We start from the raw sequence: 20,001 nt of genomic DNA, 5'->3' as shown, positions 1-20,001 counted from the left end.
AATATTTTTTAAGGTCTGAAGGAACATATTTAGTATTTTTCCTCGCTTCGCCCTTTGCTCATGATCACTCCCACAAGAAAGCGTCCTTCGTGCCGGCGCTATCGAAGTACGACCACGTACTCATCCTTGCCTTGGAGTTCGTCATGAGCAGTACAGCAACATCCGCCCCACTCATCGAGAAGCATACGATCGGCTACGTGCCTCCGCAGGATCGCCATGGAAAGGTAAGGGACCTGTTCACCCTGTGGTTCGGCGGCAATATCGCACCGCTGCCGATCGTCACCGGCGCCCTGGGCGTGCAATTGTTCGGCCTGAACCTGGTCTGGGGCATCATCGCCATCCTGGTCGGTCACCTGGTCGGCGGGGTGCTGATGGCCCTGCACTCGGCCCAGGGGCCGCAGATGGGCATCCCGCAGATGATCCAGAGCCGCGCCCAGTTCGGCTCCCTGGGGGCCTTGCTGGTGGTGGTGATCGCCGGCGTGATGTACGTCGGCTTCTTTGCCTCCAACATCGTGCTGGCGGGCAAGTCCCTGCATGGCGTGGTCGACAGCGTGCCGGTGCCGGTGGGCATCGTCATCGGTGCCCTGGGTTCGGGGATCATCGGCATCATCGGCTACCGTTTCATCCATGTGCTCAATCGCATCGGCACCTGGGTACTGGGGATCGGTATCGCGGTGGGGTTTGCCTATATCCTCACCCACATCCAGACCGACGACTTCCTCAGCCGCGGTACCTTCAACCTCTCGGGCTGGCTGGCCACCGTGTCGCTGGCGGCGCTCTGGCAGATCGCCTTTGCACCCTATGTCTCGGACTATTCGCGATACCTGCCAGAGGATGTCGGCGTTGCGTCGACCTTCTGGGCTACCTACCTGGGCTCGGCCCTGGGTTCGAGCCTGTCGTTCGTGTTCGGCGCGGTAGCGGTGCTGGCCACCCCGGCAGGCATGGACACCATGGACGCGGTCAAGCTCGCCACCGGTGCCATCGGCCCGTTGATGCTGGTGCTGTTCCTGCTCAGCGTGATCAGCCACAACGCCCTTAACCTGTATGGCGCGGTGTTGTCGGTGATCACCTTGCTGCAGACCTTCGCCCACCGCTGGATCCCTACCGCCAAGAGCCGTGCAGTGCTGTCGCTGATCGTTCTGGCCGGTTGCTGCGTGGCGGCGGTATTCGCCTCGGCGGACTTTATCGGCCACTTCGTGGACATGGTGCTGGCCTTGCTGGTGGTGCTGGTGCCCTGGACGGCGATCAACCTGATCGACTTCTATGCCATCCACAAGGGCAAGTACGACATCGCATCGATCTTCCGTGTCGATGGCGGCATCTATGGACGCTACAACCCGCAGGCGTTGCTGGCATACACCATCGGCATCGTGGTGCAGATTCCGTTCATGAACACGCCGCTGTATGTCGGGCCGGTGTCGGCGCATATCAACGGTGCCGATCTGTCCTGGCTGGTGGGCCTGCTGGTGACCTCGCCGCTGTACTACTGGCTGGCCAGCCGCGATTCGGCGTACCGTCGCCGGCAGCTGTCGGCGCAGCTGGCGATGCAATGACCTGTTGACCACATCGCGGGCGTAGGAGCGGGCTTGTCCCGCGATGCGGCGTGCCGGTCACATCGTATCGCGGGGCAAGCCCGCTTCTACCGTCGCCGGCTCATCGCTGCGGCTCACCCACCAGCCAAAGCACGCTGCGGTAAAGAACATGATCAGGCTGTAGATCGCCGCCGGGATCGCCATGGTCGGGTTGTTCAGCAAGCTCGGCGCCAGGGCCAGGGCAATGGCCAGGGTGCCGTTGTGGATGCCGATCTCCATGCCGATGGCGATCGCCTGGCGCTTGGGGATCTGCAACAGGCGCGGCAGCCAGTAGCCGATGCCCAGGCTCAGCAGGTTGAACAGCAGCGCCGCACCGCCCACCACCGGAGCGTAATCGAGCACCGTCTGCCAGTCCTTGACCATCGCCAGGATCACGGTAAAGACCAGGAACAGCGCGGCAACGATCTTCATCGGCCGTTCCATGCGTGCGGCAAAGCCCGGCGCCAGGCGGCGGATCAGCATGCCGATGGCCACCGGCACCAGGACGATGGCGAACACCTGCAGCACTTTGGCGAACTGCAGGGGAATGGCCTGGTCGGCCTCCATGAAGTGCGCCAGCGACAGGTTCACCAGCAGTGGCATGGTCAGGATCGCGATCAGCGAGTTCACCGCGGTCAGGGTCACGTTCAGTGCCACATCGCCATGGGCCAGGTGGCTGAACAGGTTCGCGGTGGTACCCCCGGGCGACGCGGCCAGCAGCATCAGGCCCACGGCCAGGGCTGGCGCGAGGCCAAAGCCCTTGGCGATCAAAAAGCAGATAAAGGGCAGCAGCAGGATCTGGCAGGCCAGCCCGATCAGGACCGGTCGTGGGAATTTCACCACCCGGGCGAAGTCGGCCAGGGTCAGGGTCAGGCCCAGTCCCAGCATGATGAAACCCAGGGCAAGGGGCAAAAAGGCGCTGAGCAATGGCGATGCAGTCATGTCAGGGTCTCGCGAAAAGGGATGTGCGCCAGTGTAGGCGAGGATTTCAGCTTGCGTTGCGGGACAACCGCCCTCGCGCTTGTCGGTGGGGGCGGCACTGGTGTAGAACTGCGGCGCACTGATCGAACAAGAGTCCGTCGATGACCGAACGCACCACGTCTTCCCATTGGGCCAGCACCATCGTCCAGTCCCTGGAGCAACAGGGCGTGGACTGCCGCCCGTTGTTCGCCGGGCTGGGCCTTGACTACAGCGCGCTGAACGACACCGAGGCACGCTTTCCCCAGGATGCCATGACCCGCCTGTGGCAACAGGCGACCCAGGTCTCGGGCAACCCGGCCATCGGCCTGGGCATGGCCCGGGTGGTCAGACCTTCGGCCATGCATGTGGTTGGCTATACGCTGATGTCCAGCCACACCTTGCTCGAAGGCATTCAGAGCCTGGTGCGCTATCAGCGGATCATCGGCGAGGCGGCGGACCTGGCCCTGAAGTCCACGGCCCAGGGGTATGAGCTGAGCCTGGCGATACAAGGCGACCGGTTGCCCTCGACGCGGGAGAGCGCCGAAGGTTCGCTGGCCTATTTCCTGGCATTCTGCCGCTGGCTGGCCTGCCGACCGTTGCAACCACGGCTGGTGCGCCTGCGCGGCGCGGCGCCGCTGGACTGTGCAGCGTACAGGGCCGTGTTCCAGGCACCGTTGCAGTTCGATGCCGAGCATTACGCCCTGTGCTTTGCCCATGAAGACCTGCAGGCACCGCTGCCCGGCGCCAATGCCGAACTGGCCAGGCTGCACCAGCGTTATGCCGATGACTATCTCAGCCGCTACGGTGACGGCCCGGTCAGCCAGCAGGCGCGGCAGTGGCTGTACCAGATGCTGCCCCAGGGCGAGCCGCGGCGGGAGGCGCTGGCCCAGGCCCTGCTGCTGTCCGAGCGCACCCTGCAGCGTCGCCTGCAGGAAGAAGGGAGCAGCTTTCACCAGTTGCTCGACGACACCCGGCGCACCCTGGCCGAGCAGTACCTGGCGCAGCCCGCCCTGAGCCTGCAGGAAATTGCCTACCTGCTGGGGTTCTCGGCGCCCAGCACCTTCTTTCGCGCCTTCCGGCGCTGGTTCGCCTGCACCCCGAACGCCTATCGCGCCCGTCGCTGAGTTCAGCACGCGGTCAGGTACAGCGAACGGCGCGGCTGGGCAAACACCCGCCGCAGCATCGGCTCGAAGAAGGCCAGTGGCAGGGTTTCGCCGTCCGGGTCGAAGGCGGCCGCGTCATAGCGGGCGCAGAACTCGATGGTGCGCTGGTACTGCGGGTGCTGCTTGAATTGCTCGCGCAGGTGGCGGTCCATGCCCAGGTGGTGGAAGAAGTAGTAACCCTGGAAGATCCCGTGATGCTCGATCATCCAGTGGTTCTCGGGGCTGACGAAGGGTTTGAGGATGGCCGCGCCGATATCGGCATGGTTGTAGCTGCCCAGGGTGTCGCCGATGTCGTGGAGCAGGGCGCAGACCACATACTCTTCGTCCTCGCCTGCGCTGTAGGCGAGGGTGGCGGTTTGCAGCGAGTGGGTCAGGCGATCCACCGGAAAACCACCAAAATCGCCTTCGAGCAGGCGCAGGTGAGTGAGGATGCGCTCGGGCAGGCCAGCGGCGAAATCGGGAAAGTGCCGGGCAATGATGGCCCAGTCTTCGACGGTGCCGTCGTCCATATGGGTAAAGCGGGCGCGTGCGGTCATTGGCGGCTCCTTGGCCAGGTGGTCGATGGGACGAGGATAAGCAGCGCGCAGGGCGTACCCAATCACCGCAGGCGCCAGATTGCTCGCTTTGTTGGCCAATCTGGCGGTCGCACTGCCTTGTCGCTCCGGCGCCCAGGCAGTAGCATTCGCGTTTTACTCAAGGATTCGACCGCCAATGCAGTTCCAGCCAGGCATACTCGCCGCCCCCGTTCCCGCCCAGGGCCGTCACCTGTTCTTTACCCTGCACACGCCGGCGGCCTTGTCGGCCGTGCTCGATGCGCTGCAGCAGCAGGTCGATGGCAGCCGCGTGGTGGCCGGTTTCGGCGCGCCGCTGGTGCAGGCGCTGGATCGCAGCATCGAAGGCCTGCGCGCGTTTCCACACCTGGACGCCACGGTGGACAACCCCTGCACCCAGCACGACCTGTGGCTGTGGCTGCGCGGCGAAGACCGCGGTGATCTGTGGCTGCTGAGCCAGGCGCTGGAAAAGCTGCTGGCCCCGGCATTGCGCCTGGTCGACGCCACCGACGCGTTCCGCCACAAGAACGGTCATGACCTGACCGGCTATGAAGACGGCACGGAAAACCCGGTGCAAGACGCGGCTGTCGATGCGGCGATCGTTGCCGGCGATGTGCCGGGCCTGAGTGGTTCGAGCTTTGCCGCCTTCCAGCTGTGGCGCCATGACCTGGACAGTTTCAAGGCCATGCCGCAAACCGAGCAGGACAACATCATCGGCCGGCGTCTGGAAGACAACGAAGAGCTCGACGATGCGCCGGCCTCGGCCCACGTCAAGCGCACCGCCCAGGAGAGCTTCGACCCCGAAGCCTTTATCGTCCGGCGCTCGATGCCCTGGGCCGACGAGCGTGGCGCGGGCCTTGCGTTCCTGGCGTTCGGTCACTCCTTCGATGCCTTCGAAGTGCAGCTGCGGCGTATGAGTGGGCTTGAAGACGGCGTAGTCGATGCGCTTTACCGCTTCAGCCGGCCGCTGACCGGTGGCTACTACTGGTGCCCACCGATCAAAGCCCATGGGCTGGACCTGAGCGCCTTGATCGGCTAAGGCGGGTGCCCTGCGATCATTGTGGGAGCTGGCGAAGCCTGCGATCGACTGCGCAGCAGTCGCAATCCGGCCACCTCGCTGGGCCAGGCATACTGAGGCAGTCTGGTTTTATGGCCGTTTCACGGCCGATCGCAGCCTGTCGGCAGCTCCCACAGGGATTGTCCTGCTCCCACAGGTGTAAATAATTTTACGGACTTTTTACGAAGGGCCGCGGCGCATACAGGGATACTGCCCCTGTATTACCTGATGTTTCAGGCCCTCCGTTCCCGAGAAGTCCTACCGTGAGCCAATCCGCATCCGCCGCCACCGCCCATCCCCCTGTAAAATCCTCATCAATCAGCCTGCTCATCGCCGCCGTCGGTGTGGTCTATGGCGATATCGGCACCAGCCCGCTGTACACCCTCAAGGAGGTCTTCGCCGGCCACTATGGGGTACAGGCCAACCATGACGGGGTGCTGGGCATCCTGTCGCTGGTGTTCTGGTCGCTGATCTGGGTGGTAACCGTCAAATACGTGCTGTTCGTACTGCGCGCCGACAACCAGGGCGAGGGCGGGATCATGGCGCTGACGGCCCTGGCCCGACGCGCGGCGGCGCCGTATCCGCGCCTGAGCCGGGTGTTGGTGTTGCTCGGTCTGTTCGGTGCGGCCCTGTTCTACGGCGACAGCATGATCACCCCGGCGATTTCCGTGCTGTCGGCCGTGGAAGGCCTTCAACTGGCCTTCGACGGCATCGGCCACTGGGTGGTGCCGATCGCCGTGGTGGTGCTGGTGGCGCTGTTTTTGATCCAAAAACATGGTACGGCGCGCATCGGCATCCTGTTCGGGCCGGTGATGGTGCTGTGGTTCACCGTGCTGGGCGCGCTCGGCGTGTATGGTATCGTCCAGCGCCCTGAAGTGCTGCTGGCCCTCAACCCGGCCTGGGCGGTGCAGTTCTTCGTGGTGCACCCCGGCATCGGCGTCGCCATTCTCGGCGCCGTGGTGCTGGCCCTGACCGGCGCCGAGGCGCTGTATGCCGACATGGGCCACTTCGGCCGCAAGCCCATCGCCCGAGCCTGGATCCTGCTGGTGCTGCCGGGGCTGGTGCTGAACTATTTCGGCCAGGGTGCGCTGATCCTGGGCAACCCTGAAGCGGTTCGCAACCCGTTCTACCTGCTGGCGCCGAACTGGGCCTTGCTGCCCATGGTCGGGCTGTCCACCCTGGCCACCATCATCGCCTCCCAGGCGGTGATTTCCGGCGCCTTCTCCCTGACTCGCCAGGCCATCCAGCTGGGCTATGTGCCACGCATGTTCATCCAGCACACTTCAAGCCAGGAGCAGGGCCAGATCTACATCAGCATGGTGAACTGGGCGCTGATGGTCGGTGTGGTGCTGCTGGTGATCGGGTTCGAGTCGTCGGGTGCCCTGGCGGCCGCCTACGGCGTGGCGGTGACCGGCACCATGCTGATCACCACCTTGCTGTCGGCGGCGGTGGTACTGCTGCTGTGGAAGACTCCGCGCTGGCTGGCGGTACCGCTGCTGCTGGGCTTTTTGCTGGTCGACAGCCTGTACTTTGCCGCCAACGCGCCGAAGATCTTCCAGGGGGGCGCCTTCCCGGTAATCGCCGGTATCGCCCTGTTCATCCTGATGACCACCTGGAAGCGCGGGCGCAAGATCATCGTCGAGCGTCTGGACGAGTCGTCATTGCCGCTGCCGTTGTTCATCGCCAGCATCGCCGCGCAGCCGCCGCACCGCGTCCAGGGCACGGCGGTGTTCCTCACCGCCCGCGCCGATGCGGTGCCCCATGCGCTGCTGCACAATCTGCTGCACAACCAGGTGTTGCATGAGCGGGTGGTGCTGCTGACCGTGGTGTCCCAGGACCGCCCGCGTGTACCGGCCAGCGAGCGCTTCGAGGTGCAGGACTTCGGCACCGGCTTCTACCGGGTCAACCTCAATTTCGGCTTTATCGAGGAGCCCGACGTTCCGGCCGCCTTGCAGCTGTGCCATGTGCCGGCGCTGGATTTCAGCCCGATGGGCACCACCTACTTCCTCAGCCGCGAGACGGTCATCCCGACCAAACGCATCGGCATGGCGCGCTGGCGCGAGGCCCTGTTCGCCTTCCTGCTGAAGAACGCCAACAGCAACCTCAAATACTTCAACCTGCCGCTCAACCGGGTGATTGAACTGGGGACCCAGGTGGAGATGTAGCAGAGGATTTGTCCCGTGCTTCACGGGCGAATTCGACAAAAGCCTTGAGCGCTGCCGGCACCTGCCGGCGGCTGGGGTAGTACAGGTGCAGGCCAGGGTAGTACGGGCACCAGTCGCCAAGCACCTGCACCAGTCGGCCATCCGCCAGCTCCTCCCTGACCATGTCCTCGAACACGTAGGCCAGGCCCACGCCGCGCAGGGCCGGGTCGACCATCAGGCCGACATCGCCCAGTACCAGCGGGCCTTCGACATCGATTTCCAGGGCAATGCCACCGCGCTCGAACTCCCAGCGATAGAACGCGCCGCTGGGGAAGCGATGGCGGATGCACGGCAGGCCACGCAGGTCTTGCGGTCGCTGCGGTTGCCGATAGCGCGTGAAGAGGGCCGGTGCAGCGACCACGACCGACCGCAGGTAGGGGCCGATGGCAAGGGAGATCATGTCCGCCTCCAGACGCTCGCCGAAGCGCACGCCGGCGTCGAAGCCGGCCGCGACGATGTCCACCAGCGCATCGTCGCTGACGATTTCCAGGGTGATATCCGGGTAGGCCGCCAGGAACCGGCTCGCCAGCGGCAGCAGGATCAACTGCGCGGCAGCGCGGCCGGCGCTGATGCGCAGGGTGCCCGAGGGTTTGTCGCGCAGGCTGTTGAGGTCTTCCAGGGCGTCGGCGATATCGCGAAATGCCGGCTTGAGCCGCGCGTACAAGCGGTTGCCGGCTTCGGTCAGGGCCACGCTGCGGGTGGTGCGGTTGAACAGGCGCACGTCCAGCCGGGTTTCCAGAGCGCGCAGGGCATGGCTCAGTGCCGAGGGCGAGACCCCGAGCGCGATTGCCGCCTTGCTGAAATTGAGGTGCTCGGCAATGCACAGGAAGATCGACAGGTCGGCGGCGGACGGCGCTTTCATTTGTGAATTTTCCTCACAAGCCCATGTGAAATTATTGGGATTATCACATCAACCAGGCAGATTTACAGTGACGTCAACACATCGACAAGACCCTGCGCCGTGCAGGGTCGAAGACAGGAGACGTTAGCATGCGTACTTGGCTGATTACCGGAGCTTCCCGTGGGTTTGGCGCACTGATCGCCGCAAAGGCGCTGCAGGCTGGCGATGCGGTCATTGCCAGCGCGCGCAAGCCTGAAGACATCGAGGCTCGCCTGGGGGCCCATCCCAACCTGCTGGCGGTGCGCCTGGATGTCACCCGCGAAGACCAGGCCCACCAGGCCGTCGCCGAAGGCATCAAGCGTTTCGGGCGCATCGATGTACTGGTCAACAATGCCGGCTTCGGCGTGCTGGGCGCGGTGGAGGAAACCAGCGCCAGCGAAACCGAGCGTCTGTTTGCCACCAACGTGTTCGGCGTACTCAACGTCACCCGTGCGGTACTGCCCCATATGCGCCGCCAACGCAGCGGGCACGTCATCAACATCTCGTCGATCGGCGGCTACCAGGCGTACATGGGCTGGGGCGTGTATGGCTCGACCAAGTTCGCGGTAGAAGGCATCAGCGAAGCCTTGTACCAGGAACTGGCGCCGCTGGGCATTCATGCCACGGTGGTGGAGCCGGGCTTCTTCCGCACCGATTTTCTTGACGAGCAGTCGCTGGTCAAGACCGCGCTGGAGCTGCCGGACTACGACCAAACGGTGGGGGCCATGCGCCGTTACGCGGCATCGGCCAACCACGCCCAACCGGGCGACCCGGACAAGTTCGCCGAGGCCATGCTGGCCCTGGCCAACATGCCAACCCCACCCCTGCGCCTGGCGCTGGGCAGTGACACCGTGGCGCGGATCACCGAGAAGAACCGTTTTGTGGCGGCAGAACTGGAGCGCTGGCACGCCCTGTCGATATCGACCGACTTCAAGGACTGACCAATACCCCGCAAACCAGAAAACCGGCCCATGGCCGGTTTTCTGGTTTTACCCTGTGGTCAGTTCGCGGCAGCGTGCGCCTGGCCTGCAGCCTGTTCCGCGGCGTGTGTCATCAAATGAAAACACCGTGTCGTCCGATGCGAAGCACCCTCAAAGCGTAGGGCTTAGAGTCGAGCAAACAATAAATGACGCACTGCGTCTGAAGGATGAGTGGAGTGACTGGCATGGCAAAAGTCGTACGTTTCTACGAAACCGGTGGTCCTGAAGTGTTGCGCTTTGAGGACGCCGAGGTCGGCGAGCCTGGTCCTGGACAGGCCCGCCTGCGCCAGGTGGCCGTAGGCCTGAACTACGCCGACACCTATTTTCGCAACGGCACCTACCCGATCCCGATGCCCAACGGCATGGGTGTGGAAGCCGCCGGTGTGGTCGAGGCGGTGGGTGAGGGCGTGACAAATGTGAAGGTCGGCGACCGTGTGACCTACACCGGTTTTCTCAACACCCTGGGGGCCTATTGCACCGAGCGCCTGATCCCGGCCGCCGCGCTGATCAAGCTGCCGGAGACCATTGCCTTCGAAACCGCCGCAGCGATGACCATGCGCGGACTGACCTCGGCCTACCTGATGCGCCGCCTGTACGACTTCAAGGCGGGCGATACCCTGCTGCTGCACGCTGCCGCCGGGGGCGTCGGCCTGATCGTTTCGCAGTGGGCGCGTCTGCTGGGGGTGAATGTGATCGGTACGGTGTCCACCGAAGCCAAGGCCGAAGTGGCCCGGGCCCATGGTTGCACCCACACCATCAACTACAGCCATGAGGACGTCGCCAAGCGGGTGCGCGAACTGACCGATGGCGTGGGCGCCAATGTGGTGTTCGACAGCGTCGGCAAGACCACCTTCATGTCTTCGCTCGACTCGCTCAAGCGCCGTGGCCTGATGGTGTGCGTCGGTACCGCCTCCGGCACCATCCCGCCGTTCGATCCGCAACTGCTGGCCATCAAGGGTTCGCTGATGATGACCCGTCCGGCACTGGCCGACTTCATCGCCGACCCGGCCGAGAAGGCCGATCTGGCCGGTGAGCTGTTCGAGCACGTCAGCAGCGGTCGGATCAAGATCGAGATCAACCAGCACTATGCATTGCAGGACGCCGTCCAGGCCCACCGTGACCTGGAAGCGCGCAAAACCACCGGCTCGTCGATCTTCGTCATCTGAAGAGGGCAACAGCATGCACATCGAACAACTGACTTGCGCCATCGGTGCCGAAGTGTCCGGGGTCAACCTGGCCGACGCGGTTCACGATGACGACCTGTTCGCCCAACTGCGTGAGCAACTGCTCAAGCACCGTGTGCTGTTCCTGCGCGACCAGGACATCAGTCGCGCCGACCACGTGGCCTTCGCTCGCCGTTTCGGCGAGCTGGAAGACCACCCGGTGGCCGGTAGCGACCCTGAGCATCCGGGCCTGGTGCAGATCTACAAGCGCCCGGACCAGCCGGCCGATCGCTACGAGAATGCCTGGCACACCGACGCCACCTGGCGCGAAGCACCGCCCATGGGCTGCGTGCTGCGCTGCATCGAATGCCCGCCGGTGGGCGGCGACACCATGTGGGCCAACATGGTCCTGGCCTACCAGAACCTGCCGGATGATGTGAAAGCCAAGATCGAAGGCCTGCGCGCCCGCCACAGTATCGAGGCCAGCTTCGGCGCGGCCATGCCGATGGAAAAACGCCTGGCACTCAAGGCGCAGTTCCCCGACGCCGAGCACCCCGTGGTGCGCACCCACCCGGAAACCGGTGAGCAGGTGCTGTTCGTCAACGCCTTCACCACCCATTTCACCAACTTCCATACCCCGCAGCGGGTGCGCTTCGGCCAGGACGCCAACCCCGGCGCCTCGGACCTGTTGCGCTACCTGATCAGCCAGGCCTACCTGCCCGAGTACCAGGTGCGCTGGCGCTGGAAACCCAACAGCGTGGCGATCTGGGACAACCGCAGCACCCAACATTACGCGGTCATGGACTACCCGGCTTGCCACCGCAAGATGGAGCGCGCCGGCATCAAGGGTGACCGCACCTTCTGAGCATCCGCCAGCAATACCTGCGCGCCATCGACGGCGCGGCCAAGACAATAACAATACCGAGGACCCTAGAATGCAATTCTTCGACGATTCGTTGCACCCGGAAAACATGGAAAAGGTGGTGATCACTGTCGCCCCTTATGGCCCGGAATGGATGCCTGAGGACTTCCCCGAAGACATTCCGCTGACCATGGACGAGCAGGTGCAAAAGGCAGTTGACTGCTACGAAGCCGGCGCTACCGTGCTCCACCTGCACGTGCGCGAGCTGGACGGCAAGGGCTCCAAGCGCCTGTCCAAATTCAACGAGCTGATCGCCGGTGTGCGTGAAGCCGTGCCGGAGATGATCATCCAGGTCGGCGGTTCGATCTCCTTCGCCCCGGAAAGCGACGGCGAAGCGGCCAAGTGGCTGTCCGACGACACCCGCCACATGCTCGCCGAACTGACCCCAAAGCCCGACCAGGTCACCGTGGCGATCAACACCACGCAGATGAACATCATGGAGCTGCTGTATCCGGAATACCTGGAAGGCACCTCCCTGGCCAACCCGGCGTTCCAGGCCGCCTACAGCGAAATGACCGTACCGGCCGGCCCTGCCTGGGTGCGCGAGCACCTGCGCCGCCTGCAGGCCAGCAACATCCAGCCGCACTTCCAGTTGACCGGCATCCATGCCCTGGAAACCCTCGAGCGCATCGTGCGCCGCGGCGACTACATGGGCCCGCTGAACTTGACCTGGATCGGCATCGGTGGCGGCTTCGACGGCCCGAACCCGTTCAACTTCTTCAACTTCATCCACCGCGCGCCGGATGGCTGCACCTTGACCGCCGAATCGCTGCTCAAGAACGTGCTGCCGTTCAACACCATGGCCCTGGCCATGGGCCTGCACCCACGTTGCGGCAACGAAGACACCATCATCGACCAGCACGGCAAGCGTTTCACGTCGGTGCAGCAGATCCGGCAGACCGTGCGCGTGGCCCATGAACTGGGTCGCGAGATCGCCAACGGCAAAGAGGCACGCGCCATCTACCGCATCGGCGAGCAGTACAGCAGCATCGAACAAACCCTCAAGGCCAACGGCATGGCACCTAACCGCCAGCCGGGCCAGAAGGGTATTCCGCAGCGCGGCTGATCGGACGGGGTCGACAGGCTTGGGCCTGTCGACCCGCCGACACGCAGCACTGCACGTCAGGCTTTTCATAACAACAAGACTTACGCCAGACAACCAGAGGAGGCAGCATGGCCGCCTATATTGCCAGCGCCGCAGATGATGTTACCGACACTTCACGTGGCATTTCCCGGCGCTATGCCTGGATGGTCTTTGCCTTGACGTTCGGCCTGCTGATTTCCGACTACATGTCGCGGCAGGTCCTGAACGCAGTATTCCCGCTGCTCAAGGGCGAATGGGCCCTGAGCGACAGCCAGCTCGGCCTGCTCAGTGGCATCGTTGCCCTGATGGTCGGGCTTTTGACCTTTCCGCTTTCGCTGCTGGCCGACCGTTTCGGCCGGGTCAAAAGCCTGGTGCTGATGGCCGTGCTCTGGAGCCTCGCCACCCTGGGGTGCGCCCTGGCGGAAAACTACGAGCAAATGTTCATTGCCCGCTTCCTGGTGGGCGTCGGCGAAGCGGCCTACGGCAGCGTGGGTATCGCCGTGGTGGTCGCGGTGTTTCCCCGCGACATGCGTGCGACCCTGGCCGGCGCCTTCATGGCCGGCGGGATGTTCGGCTCGGTGCTGGGCATGGCCCTGGGCGGCGTGATGGCCCAACACCTGGGCTGGCGTTGGGCCTTCGCCGGCATGGCCTTGTTCGGCCTGCTGCTGGCGGTGTTGTACCCGCTGGTAGTCAAGGAAGCGAAGATCTCGCCCAAGCGCGCGAACCAGCAACCCTGCAAGGTTGCCCGGCCACTGCACAGCCTGTACGGCAGCCGGTCGGTGATCGCCGCCTATATTGGCAGCGGTCTGCAACTGTTCGTCGGTGGCACGGTCATCGTGTGGATGCCCAGCTACCTGAACCGCTACTACGCCATGAACACCGACCAGGCCGGCGTGCTGGCGGCAATCATCGTGCTGTGCAGCGGCATCGGCACGATCCTCTGCGCCATGCTCTGCGACCGCGTGGGTCGAAAGCGCCCGGACCGCAAGATCAGCCTGGCCATCAGCTACTGCCTGGGCAGTTGCCTGCTGTTGTCGCTGGCCTTCGCCCTGCCAACGGGTACAGCGCAACTGGTGCTGATCTGCCTGGGCATGATGATTGCCGTGGGCACCAACGGACCGTCCAGCGCCATGGTCGCCAACCTGACCCACGCGTCGGTGCACGGCACGGCCTTCGCCACCCTGACCCTGGCCAACAACCTGCTGGGGCTTGCCACAGGGCCTTTGATCACCGGAAAGGTGTCCGACTTGATCGGCCTGCACGCCGCCTTCCAGCTGGTGCCCTTGATCAGCATCGCCGCGGCAGCCGTGTTCTTCATTGCCAAACGCCATTACCACAGTGACATGGCCCGTCTGCAGGATCCGCAAGCGGGTGCAGCAGGCGCGGCCCAGGAGTAGAAACCGTGAAACACGCACTGTCGATCGAAGTATTTTTCGACTTTATCTGCCCGTGGTGCCTGATCGGCCAACGGCATCTGCAAAGCGCCCTGGCGCAGTTGCGTGAGGAGTACCCGCAACTGCAGGTGACCACCCGCTGGCGAGGCGTGCAATTGCTGCCGGACATGCCGGTTGAGGGGCAGCCGTTCGAGGCGTTCTACCGCCAGCGCCTGGGCAGCGAGGAGGCCGTACGCCGGCGCCAGGCCCAGGTGCGCCAGGCCGCCGGTGCGGTGGGTGAAAACATCGATTTCTCCCGCATCAGCCGCATGCCCAACACCGCCGATGCCCACCGTCTGCTGCAGCGCGTCGTCGCGCTGGGCAATCCGGGGCAGGCCGAAGCGGTGCTTGAAGCGTTGTTCGCCGCCTACTTCCACCAGGGCAAGCACCTGGGCGATCACACGACCTTGATGGCCATCGCCCGCGACTGCGGCCTGCAACCGGCGCAGGTCGCCGATTGCCTGCGTGCCGACGGCTCGCCGTTCATCGGCGCCAATGCCCACGCGGCCAATGGCGTACCGTGCTTTCGCTTCAACCAGCGCCGGGAGATCTCCGGCGCCCAGCCGGTCGATGTGCTGCTGCACGCCATGCGCGAGTCACTGGAAGAGGCGGTATCGGCATGAGCCAGCGCTTCTGTGTACCGCACCACAAGGTGCCGGTGCGGGGAGGTCGTTCCCTGCTGGAATGGGAGGGGCGCAGCCTGGCCCTGTTCAATGTCGCCGATACCTTCTACGCCATCGACGACAGCTGTCCGCACCAGGGCGCCTCGCTGTGCGGCGGGCGCCTGGAGGGGCGGGTGATCCAGTGCTGCGCCCATGGCCTGCGCTTCGACCTGGCCAGCGGCTACCTGCTCAATTCGACCGCGCTCAAGGTGGCCCGCTACCCGGTCGAGTGCGAGGGCGAGCGACTGTACATCGTTTTTGATTCCGAGGAGTCCGGCCAATGACCGTCATTGCCATTTCCGCCGTCAACAACCGCGTACGGGAGCTGGCGCCAGGCTTTATGGTCAGCCTGATCGCGGCGGCCGCAGCGAGCTTTCTCAGCGAGCATTACGGCGCGCCGGTGATGTTGTTCGCCCTGTTGCTGGGCCTGGCCCTGAACTTTCTATCTGCCGACGGGCGTTGCAAACCCGGCATCGAGTTCACCGCACGCACCGTGCTGCGTATCGGCGTGGCGCTGCTGGGCATGCGCATCACCCTGGAGCAGATCGCCAGCCTTGGCTGGAAACCGGTGGCGCTGGTGGTGACCCTGGTGGTGGTGACCATCCTGGTGTCGGTGGTAGCGGCCAAGGCCCTGGGTTTCCAGCGCCTGTTCGGCATGCTCACCGGCGGCGCCACGGCCATCTGCGGTGCCTCGGCGGCGCTGGCGCTGGCGGCGGCCTTGCCGCACCACAAGCAGAAGGAACATGCCACGCTGTTTACCGTGATCGGCGTGTCGGCGTTGTCGACCCTGGCGATGATCATCTATCCGATGATTGCCGACTGGATGCAGTTCTCGCCGGCACAGGCGGGGGTGTTCCTGGGTGCGACCATTCACGATGTGGCCCAGGTGGTGGGCGCGGGGTACAGCATGTCCACCGAGACGGGCGATGTCGCCACCGTAGTCAAGTTGATGCGCGTGGCCATGCTGCTGCCGGTGATCGTCTGCGCGGCGATGATTACCCGTCGGGCGGGGTTCGATGCCGGCGGCAAGCGGCCACCGCTGCTGCCCTGGTTTGCCGTGGGGTTTGTCCTGCTGGCGTGCCTGAACAGCACCGGCTGGGTGTCGACGGCAGTGCAGAGTGGGGTCAATGACCTGTCACGCTGGTGCCTGGTCGTCTCGATCAGCGCCCTGGGGATGAAGACCCAACTCAAGGAACTGGCCACGGTGGGCTTCAAGCCGATCGCGCTGATGGTGGGCGAGACGGTGTTCCTGGTGCTGCTGGTGATTGCGTTGATGCACTGGATGTAATCGTCAGGGCCTGCCCCGCGATGCGATCACATCGCGGGGCAAGCCCGCTCCTACAGTGCGCAGTTGTACCCGTGGGAGCTGGCGAAGCCTGCGATGGCGGTATCAAGGCTGGCGACCGCTGTGCGGTCGATCGCAGGCTTCGCCAGCTCCCACAAACCCAACAAAATCGCAGGAGGCCGCTCATTACCGCGGCTGTATCCCGCGCTGTGCCCGCCAGGTTGCCGGCGGCACACCGAACTGGGCGATGAACCAGCGGGTGAAGGAGCTGGGCATCGAGTAGCCCAGCATATCGGCAATACGCCCCAGCGAATAACTGGGGTTTTCCAGGTAGCGGACCACCAGGTCGCGGCGCACGCCGTTGATCAGGTCGCTGAAGGTCACGCCACATTCTTCCAGGCGCCGCTGCAAGGTACGCACGTTCATGCCCTGGGTCTGTGCCACCTGTTCGATGGTGGCGCGGCCCATGGGCAACAGCAGGTAGATGGTCTTGCGCATCTCCAGCTCCAGGGACAGCTTGCCACCGGCCTGCAGGGTATCCAGGTAACGCTGCGCCAGGCGTGCCATGGCTTCGTTGGCCAGGGGGTTGGCGGTGTCCAGGTCGGCCGCCGGACAGACGATGCCGTTGAATTCACTGCCAAACACCAGCGTGCAGCCGAAGATCCGCCGATGGATGGCCAGGTCCGCCGGCGCCGCATGGGTGAAGTTGGCGCTGATCGGGTGCCAGTGGGCGCCGAGCAGGGCAGCGCACAAGCGCAGCATCACGCCAATGGCAAGCTCGATCGACTGGCGACCGTGGTGGGGCTGCTCGGTGACCACTTCTTCACGAATGATCACGGTCTTGCCGGCTTCTTCAATATGGATCGCCAGGGCATCGTTGAGCAGGTGGCGGTATTGCACGATCACCTGCAGGGCATCGCGCAGGGTGCGCTGGTGGCTGAGCAGCAGGCTGATCTCGCCGAAGTCCGAGAGCTGGCGCAGTTCGGCCATGCGCAGGCCAAAGGTTTCGCAACCACTGACCCGCGCCGACTCTTCGAGCAAGGTGACCACCGATGAGACGGCAATGCGCTGGTTGGGATCATCCAGGAGGCTGGCGCTCAGGCCGACCTGGGCGAGCAGGGCATGGGGGTTGAGGCCCAGGTGACGGGACACCTCAAGGTAGTTGGTCAGGCTCGCAGCACGGACAAGGGCGGTCATATTATTGTTTTCCACGCGTTTTCATTTGGCGACCCGCTTCTGTGGCGGTTCACCTTTTATAGCTGCTGTGTCATCAAATGAAAAGCTGTTTCCAGTCGCCCCGAGGGCGTCTAAACCGGGAGGCCCAACAAACGCCGACAGCCGCCCGCTTCGCTGTCACCAAATGAAAAGCTACTGACGCTCAATGTAAAGCGCCGCAGGGGAGCGGCCTTTACTGTGAGGCTACAAACGCTCGACAGAACCTTCGAGCGGACTGTCTTGAGCATAGGTGCTGACGTGGAAAAACTGCATACCGCCGCTACCGTCCTGATCATCCCCGGCTTGCGCGACCATGTCGCCGAGCATTGGCAAACCTTGCTCCAGGCACGCCTGGCCAAGGTCCGCTCAGTACCGCCGTTGCAGGTCAACGGCCTGGATTGCAACGCCCGTGTCGAGGCGATCCAGCGCGAAATCGAACAGATCGACGGCGACGTGATCCTGGTAGCGCACAGCGCCGGTGTGTTGATGGTGGCCCATTGGGCAGCGCGCTACCAGCGTCCGATCAAGGGCGCACTGCTGGCCGCACCACCGGACCTGAACGCGCAATGGCCATCCAACTACCCGAGCCCCGACACTCTGCGGGCCAATGGCTGGAGCCCGTTGCCGATCACGCCACTGCCGTTCCCGAGCATCGTTGCTGGCAGCACCAACGACCACCTGGCCAGCCTCGAAGCCGTCACGGCCATGGCCGTGGGCTGGGGCAGCCACCTGCTGAAACTGGGCGCCGTCGGCCACCTCAACCCGGCTGCCGGCTTCGGTCCCTGGCCCGACGCCGAAGCCTTGATCCAAACGCTGGACCGCTAAACCTGCCATCGCGCACGGACGCAACACCCACGCCCGCAGAAGACGGGCGGCCATGACAACAATAACAATACGTGGAGTCACCTTAATGCTTAACCATCGCACCCACAGTGCTGTGTATGCACAGCGCCGTCTGCTGGCCTGCGCCCTCGGCCTGCTGGCACTGCCAGGCGCCCAGGCGTTCGAATTCGATACCGGCAGTGAAGACTGGGCCGTGCGCCTGGACAACACCATCAAGTACAACTACGGCGTGCGCACCGAAAGCGCCGACAAACGTATGTTGGCAACGCCGAACAACAACGACGGCGACTACAACTTCCGCAAGGCCGGCACCAATATCACCAACCGTGTCGACCTGCTGACCGAGCTGGATGTGATCTACCAGCAGAACATGGGCTTTCGTGTCAGTGCCGCCAGCTGGTACGACAAGGCCTATGAAAACACCGGTTCCAATTCCAACCCGTTCGTCAACGGCAACGGCGACCAGTCCGGTATCAACCCCAGTCTCAACGGCCTGGCCGGCACCGGCGTGCCCCTGGGCAACCCGCACCTGAGCAACTACGCCCAGCGTTATTACACCGGCCCGTCCGGCGAAATCCTCGATGCCTTCGTGTTCATGCGCACCGACATCGGCGAAAGTTCGCAATTGAGCGGCAAGCTCGGCCAGCACAACCTGTTCTGGGGTGAAACGCTGCTCAACCCGGTGCATTCGCTCAGCTACGGCCAGTCGGGCCTGGACCTGGCCAAGCTGGCCGCGTCCCCCGGTACCGAAGCCAAGGAACTGTTCGTACCGCGCAACCAGCTGTCGGCCAACTTCCTGGTCAACCCGGAGCTGACCATCGGTGCCCAGTACTTCTTCGAGTGGGATGCTGCCCGGTTGCCGGAAGCCGGCACCTACTATGGCGGTTCGGACGTGGTGGGCGAGGGCGCCCAGAGCTTCCTGCTCGGCCATACCGGCACCCCGGGCCTGATCCCGGTGCGTGGCGCCCTGACCACCATCCGCCGTGGCGATGACCTGAACCCCGACAAGCGTGGCGACTGGGGCGTGATGGCCAAGTGGTCGCCCGAGTGGCTGGACGGCACCCTGGGCTTCTACTACCGCAAGACCTCGGAAATCCTGCCCCAGGCCTGGCTCGATACCCGTGGCCTGACCGTGGTCAACGGCCCGTTCGGCAATCCGGCGGGTAACCGCCAGCGCGCAGCGGGCAACCTGTACAACTCGCTGCAGACCGCGACCTACCAGTTTGCCTATTCCGATGACATCGACGTCTACGGCCTGAGCCTGTCCAAGGACGTCGGCGGCATCAGCGTCGGCAGCGACCTGAACATCCGTCACCACATGCCGCTGGCCAGTATTCCGGCGATCGTCAGTGCGCCGGGCCCGACTGGCCTCGCCGCAGGCCTGGGCTTGCTGCCACCGCGCCTGGCAAGCAGTGGTGTAGTGGTCGAGAACCCCGAGGACGGCGACGGCCTGAGTGCCACCGGCCAGACCCTGCACTGGACCCTCAACGGCCTGATGACCATCGGTGACACGCCGCTGTTCGATTCGGCGACCCTGCTGGGCGAGCTGTTCTACAGCAACCTGCTCAAGCTCGATGGCCACAACGAGGCGCTGTACAAGGGCAAGAGCAGCTACCGCGGCATCGACAAGCCGACCCGCGACAACTGGGGTGTCGCTGTCAACTTCACCCCGACCTGGTACCAGGTGATGCCCGGTGTCGACTTCGGCATGCCGCTCTCGATCAACGTCGGCCTGGACGGCGTGTCGCCGGTACAGGGCGGCGGCGCCGAGAACACCGGCAACTACGCCGTGGGCGTCAGCGCTGCGATCTACAACCAGTACTTCGTCGATCTCAAGTACGTCGACAGCTTTGGTGAAACCGATTCTTGCAACGACGGCCAGACCGACGGTGCAACCCCCAATGCCCTGGACGGCGAGCAGGATTACACCTGCTTCGGCGGCGGCTACTCCTCCTTCTCCGGTGGCGGCGCCACCACAGAGGACCGTGGCGCGCTTTACCTGACCCTCAAAACCACCTTTTGAGCCCC

18 protein-coding genes are annotated in these 20,001 nt (G+C 64.3%); 14 read left to right on the top strand and 4 right to left on the bottom strand.

Annotated features, from left to right (window positions below; all coding sequences use genetic code 11):
• The first annotated feature begins 143 nt into the window (after positions 1-143).
• Positions 144-1,553 carry a purine-cytosine permease family protein gene (locus ACIQUS_RS08805; RefSeq protein ID WP_403045591.1) on the top strand — a complete coding sequence of 470 codons (1,410 nt, stop codon included), beginning with the start codon at positions 144-146 and terminating at the stop codon, positions 1,551-1,553.
• Between the two features lie 57 nt (positions 1,554-1,610).
• Here ACIQUS_RS08805 and ACIQUS_RS08800 read toward each other — a convergent pair whose 3' ends face one another.
• Entirely contained in the window at positions 1,611-2,513 is a 903-nt protein-coding gene (locus tag ACIQUS_RS08800; protein ID WP_403045588.1) for a bile acid:sodium symporter family protein, read from the bottom strand.
• Between the two features lie 140 nt (positions 2,514-2,653).
• On the opposite strand from ACIQUS_RS08800, the gene ACIQUS_RS08795 reads away from it, so the two are divergent.
• Positions 2,654-3,655 (top strand): AraC family transcriptional regulator, encoded by a 1,002-nt coding sequence (locus tag ACIQUS_RS08795; protein ID WP_403045585.1) that lies wholly within the window; start codon positions 2,654-2,656, stop codon positions 3,653-3,655.
• A 2-nt stretch (positions 3,656-3,657) separates the two neighbouring features.
• Here the strand turns inward: ACIQUS_RS08795 and ACIQUS_RS08790 are convergent, their stop codons facing one another.
• On the bottom strand, positions 3,658-4,230 hold the full coding sequence (locus ACIQUS_RS08790) for an HD domain-containing protein (RefSeq protein WP_403045583.1): 573 nt from the start codon (positions 4,228-4,230) through the stop codon (positions 3,658-3,660).
• Between the two features lie 175 nt (positions 4,231-4,405).
• Here ACIQUS_RS08790 and ACIQUS_RS08785 point away from each other — a divergent pair, with 175 nt between their 5' ends.
• Together ACIQUS_RS08785 and ACIQUS_RS08780 are read left to right on the top strand one after the other, a co-directional pair.
• Positions 4,406-5,284 (top strand): Dyp-type peroxidase, encoded by an 879-nt coding sequence (locus tag ACIQUS_RS08785; RefSeq protein WP_403045581.1) that lies wholly within the window; start codon positions 4,406-4,408, stop codon positions 5,282-5,284.
• A gap of 281 nt (positions 5,285-5,565) precedes the next feature.
• Positions 5,566-7,467: a potassium transporter Kup gene (locus ACIQUS_RS08780; protein ID WP_403045578.1), complete on the top strand. Its 1,902-nt coding sequence runs from the start codon at positions 5,566-5,568 to the stop codon at positions 7,465-7,467.
• On the opposite strand, the gene ACIQUS_RS08775 is transcribed toward ACIQUS_RS08780, so the two are convergent.
• Positions 7,427-8,368, bottom strand: coding sequence for a LysR family transcriptional regulator (locus ACIQUS_RS08775; RefSeq protein ID WP_403045575.1), 942 nt, complete (start codon positions 8,366-8,368; stop codon positions 7,427-7,429). The two genes, ACIQUS_RS08780 and ACIQUS_RS08775, sit on opposite strands and share 41 nt — an antisense overlap.
• 128 nt (positions 8,369-8,496) lie before the next feature.
• On the opposite strand from ACIQUS_RS08775, the gene ACIQUS_RS08770 reads away from it, so the two are divergent.
• The 8 genes from ACIQUS_RS08770 to ACIQUS_RS08735 all read left to right on the top strand — a co-directional run bounded on the left by ACIQUS_RS08770 (position 8,497) and on the right by ACIQUS_RS08735 (position 15,918).
• The gene (locus tag ACIQUS_RS08770) at positions 8,497-9,327 is read left to right on the top strand and encodes an oxidoreductase (RefSeq protein ID WP_403045572.1); all 831 of its coding nucleotides are present in this window, start codon (positions 8,497-8,499) and stop codon (positions 9,325-9,327) included.
• A gap of 224 nt (positions 9,328-9,551) precedes the next feature.
• A complete protein-coding gene (locus ACIQUS_RS08765) occupies positions 9,552-10,532 on the top strand; it encodes a quinone oxidoreductase family protein (RefSeq protein WP_403045569.1) in 981 nt (326 codons plus the stop codon).
• Positions 10,533-10,545: 13 nt separating this feature from the next.
• The gene (locus ACIQUS_RS08760; protein ID WP_403045567.1) at positions 10,546-11,394 is read left to right on the top strand and encodes a TauD/TfdA dioxygenase family protein; all 849 of its coding nucleotides are present in this window, start codon (positions 10,546-10,548) and stop codon (positions 11,392-11,394) included.
• Between the two features lie 70 nt (positions 11,395-11,464).
• On the top strand, positions 11,465-12,517 hold the full coding sequence (locus ACIQUS_RS08755) for a 3-keto-5-aminohexanoate cleavage protein (RefSeq protein WP_403045564.1): 1,053 nt from the start codon (positions 11,465-11,467) through the stop codon (positions 12,515-12,517).
• Positions 12,518-12,624: 107 nt separating this feature from the next.
• Entirely contained in the window at positions 12,625-13,932 is a 1,308-nt protein-coding gene (locus ACIQUS_RS08750) for an MFS transporter (RefSeq protein ID WP_403045562.1), read from the top strand.
• Between the two features lie 5 nt (positions 13,933-13,937).
• A complete protein-coding gene (locus tag ACIQUS_RS08745; RefSeq protein ID WP_403045559.1) occupies positions 13,938-14,591 on the top strand; it encodes a DsbA family oxidoreductase in 654 nt (217 codons plus the stop codon).
• Complete coding sequence (locus tag ACIQUS_RS08740; protein WP_403045557.1) at positions 14,588-14,914, top strand: Rieske (2Fe-2S) protein; 327 nt, start codon at positions 14,588-14,590, stop codon at positions 14,912-14,914. The genes ACIQUS_RS08745 and ACIQUS_RS08740 overlap by 4 nt, the downstream gene beginning before the upstream one ends.
• The gene (locus ACIQUS_RS08735; protein WP_403045554.1) at positions 14,911-15,918 is read left to right on the top strand and encodes a YeiH family protein; all 1,008 of its coding nucleotides are present in this window, start codon (positions 14,911-14,913) and stop codon (positions 15,916-15,918) included. The genes ACIQUS_RS08740 and ACIQUS_RS08735 overlap by 4 nt, the downstream gene beginning before the upstream one ends.
• Before the next feature lie 183 nt (positions 15,919-16,101).
• On the opposite strand, the gene ACIQUS_RS08730 is transcribed toward ACIQUS_RS08735, so the two are convergent.
• On the bottom strand, positions 16,102-17,112 hold the full coding sequence (locus tag ACIQUS_RS08730) for an AraC family transcriptional regulator (protein ID WP_403045551.1): 1,011 nt from the start codon (positions 17,110-17,112) through the stop codon (positions 16,102-16,104).
• 276 nt (positions 17,113-17,388) lie between these two features.
• On the opposite strand from ACIQUS_RS08730, the gene ACIQUS_RS08725 reads away from it, so the two are divergent.
• Positions 17,389-17,955 (top strand): RBBP9/YdeN family alpha/beta hydrolase, encoded by a 567-nt coding sequence (locus ACIQUS_RS08725; RefSeq protein WP_403045549.1) that lies wholly within the window; start codon positions 17,389-17,391, stop codon positions 17,953-17,955.
• A gap of 85 nt (positions 17,956-18,040) precedes the next feature.
• On the top strand, positions 18,041-19,996 hold the full coding sequence (locus ACIQUS_RS08720) for a DUF1302 domain-containing protein (protein WP_403045547.1): 1,956 nt from the start codon (positions 18,041-18,043) through the stop codon (positions 19,994-19,996).
• The last annotated feature ends 5 nt before the right edge of the window (positions 19,997-20,001 follow it).

The organism is Pseudomonas sp. NPDC090755 (genome assembly GCF_044769005.1).
In the GTDB taxonomy this organism is placed as follows: domain Bacteria; phylum Pseudomonadota; class Gammaproteobacteria; order Pseudomonadales; family Pseudomonadaceae; genus Aquipseudomonas.
Note: the sequence above shows the minus strand (reverse complement) of the source record. Positions and strands in the feature narration are given on the sequence as shown.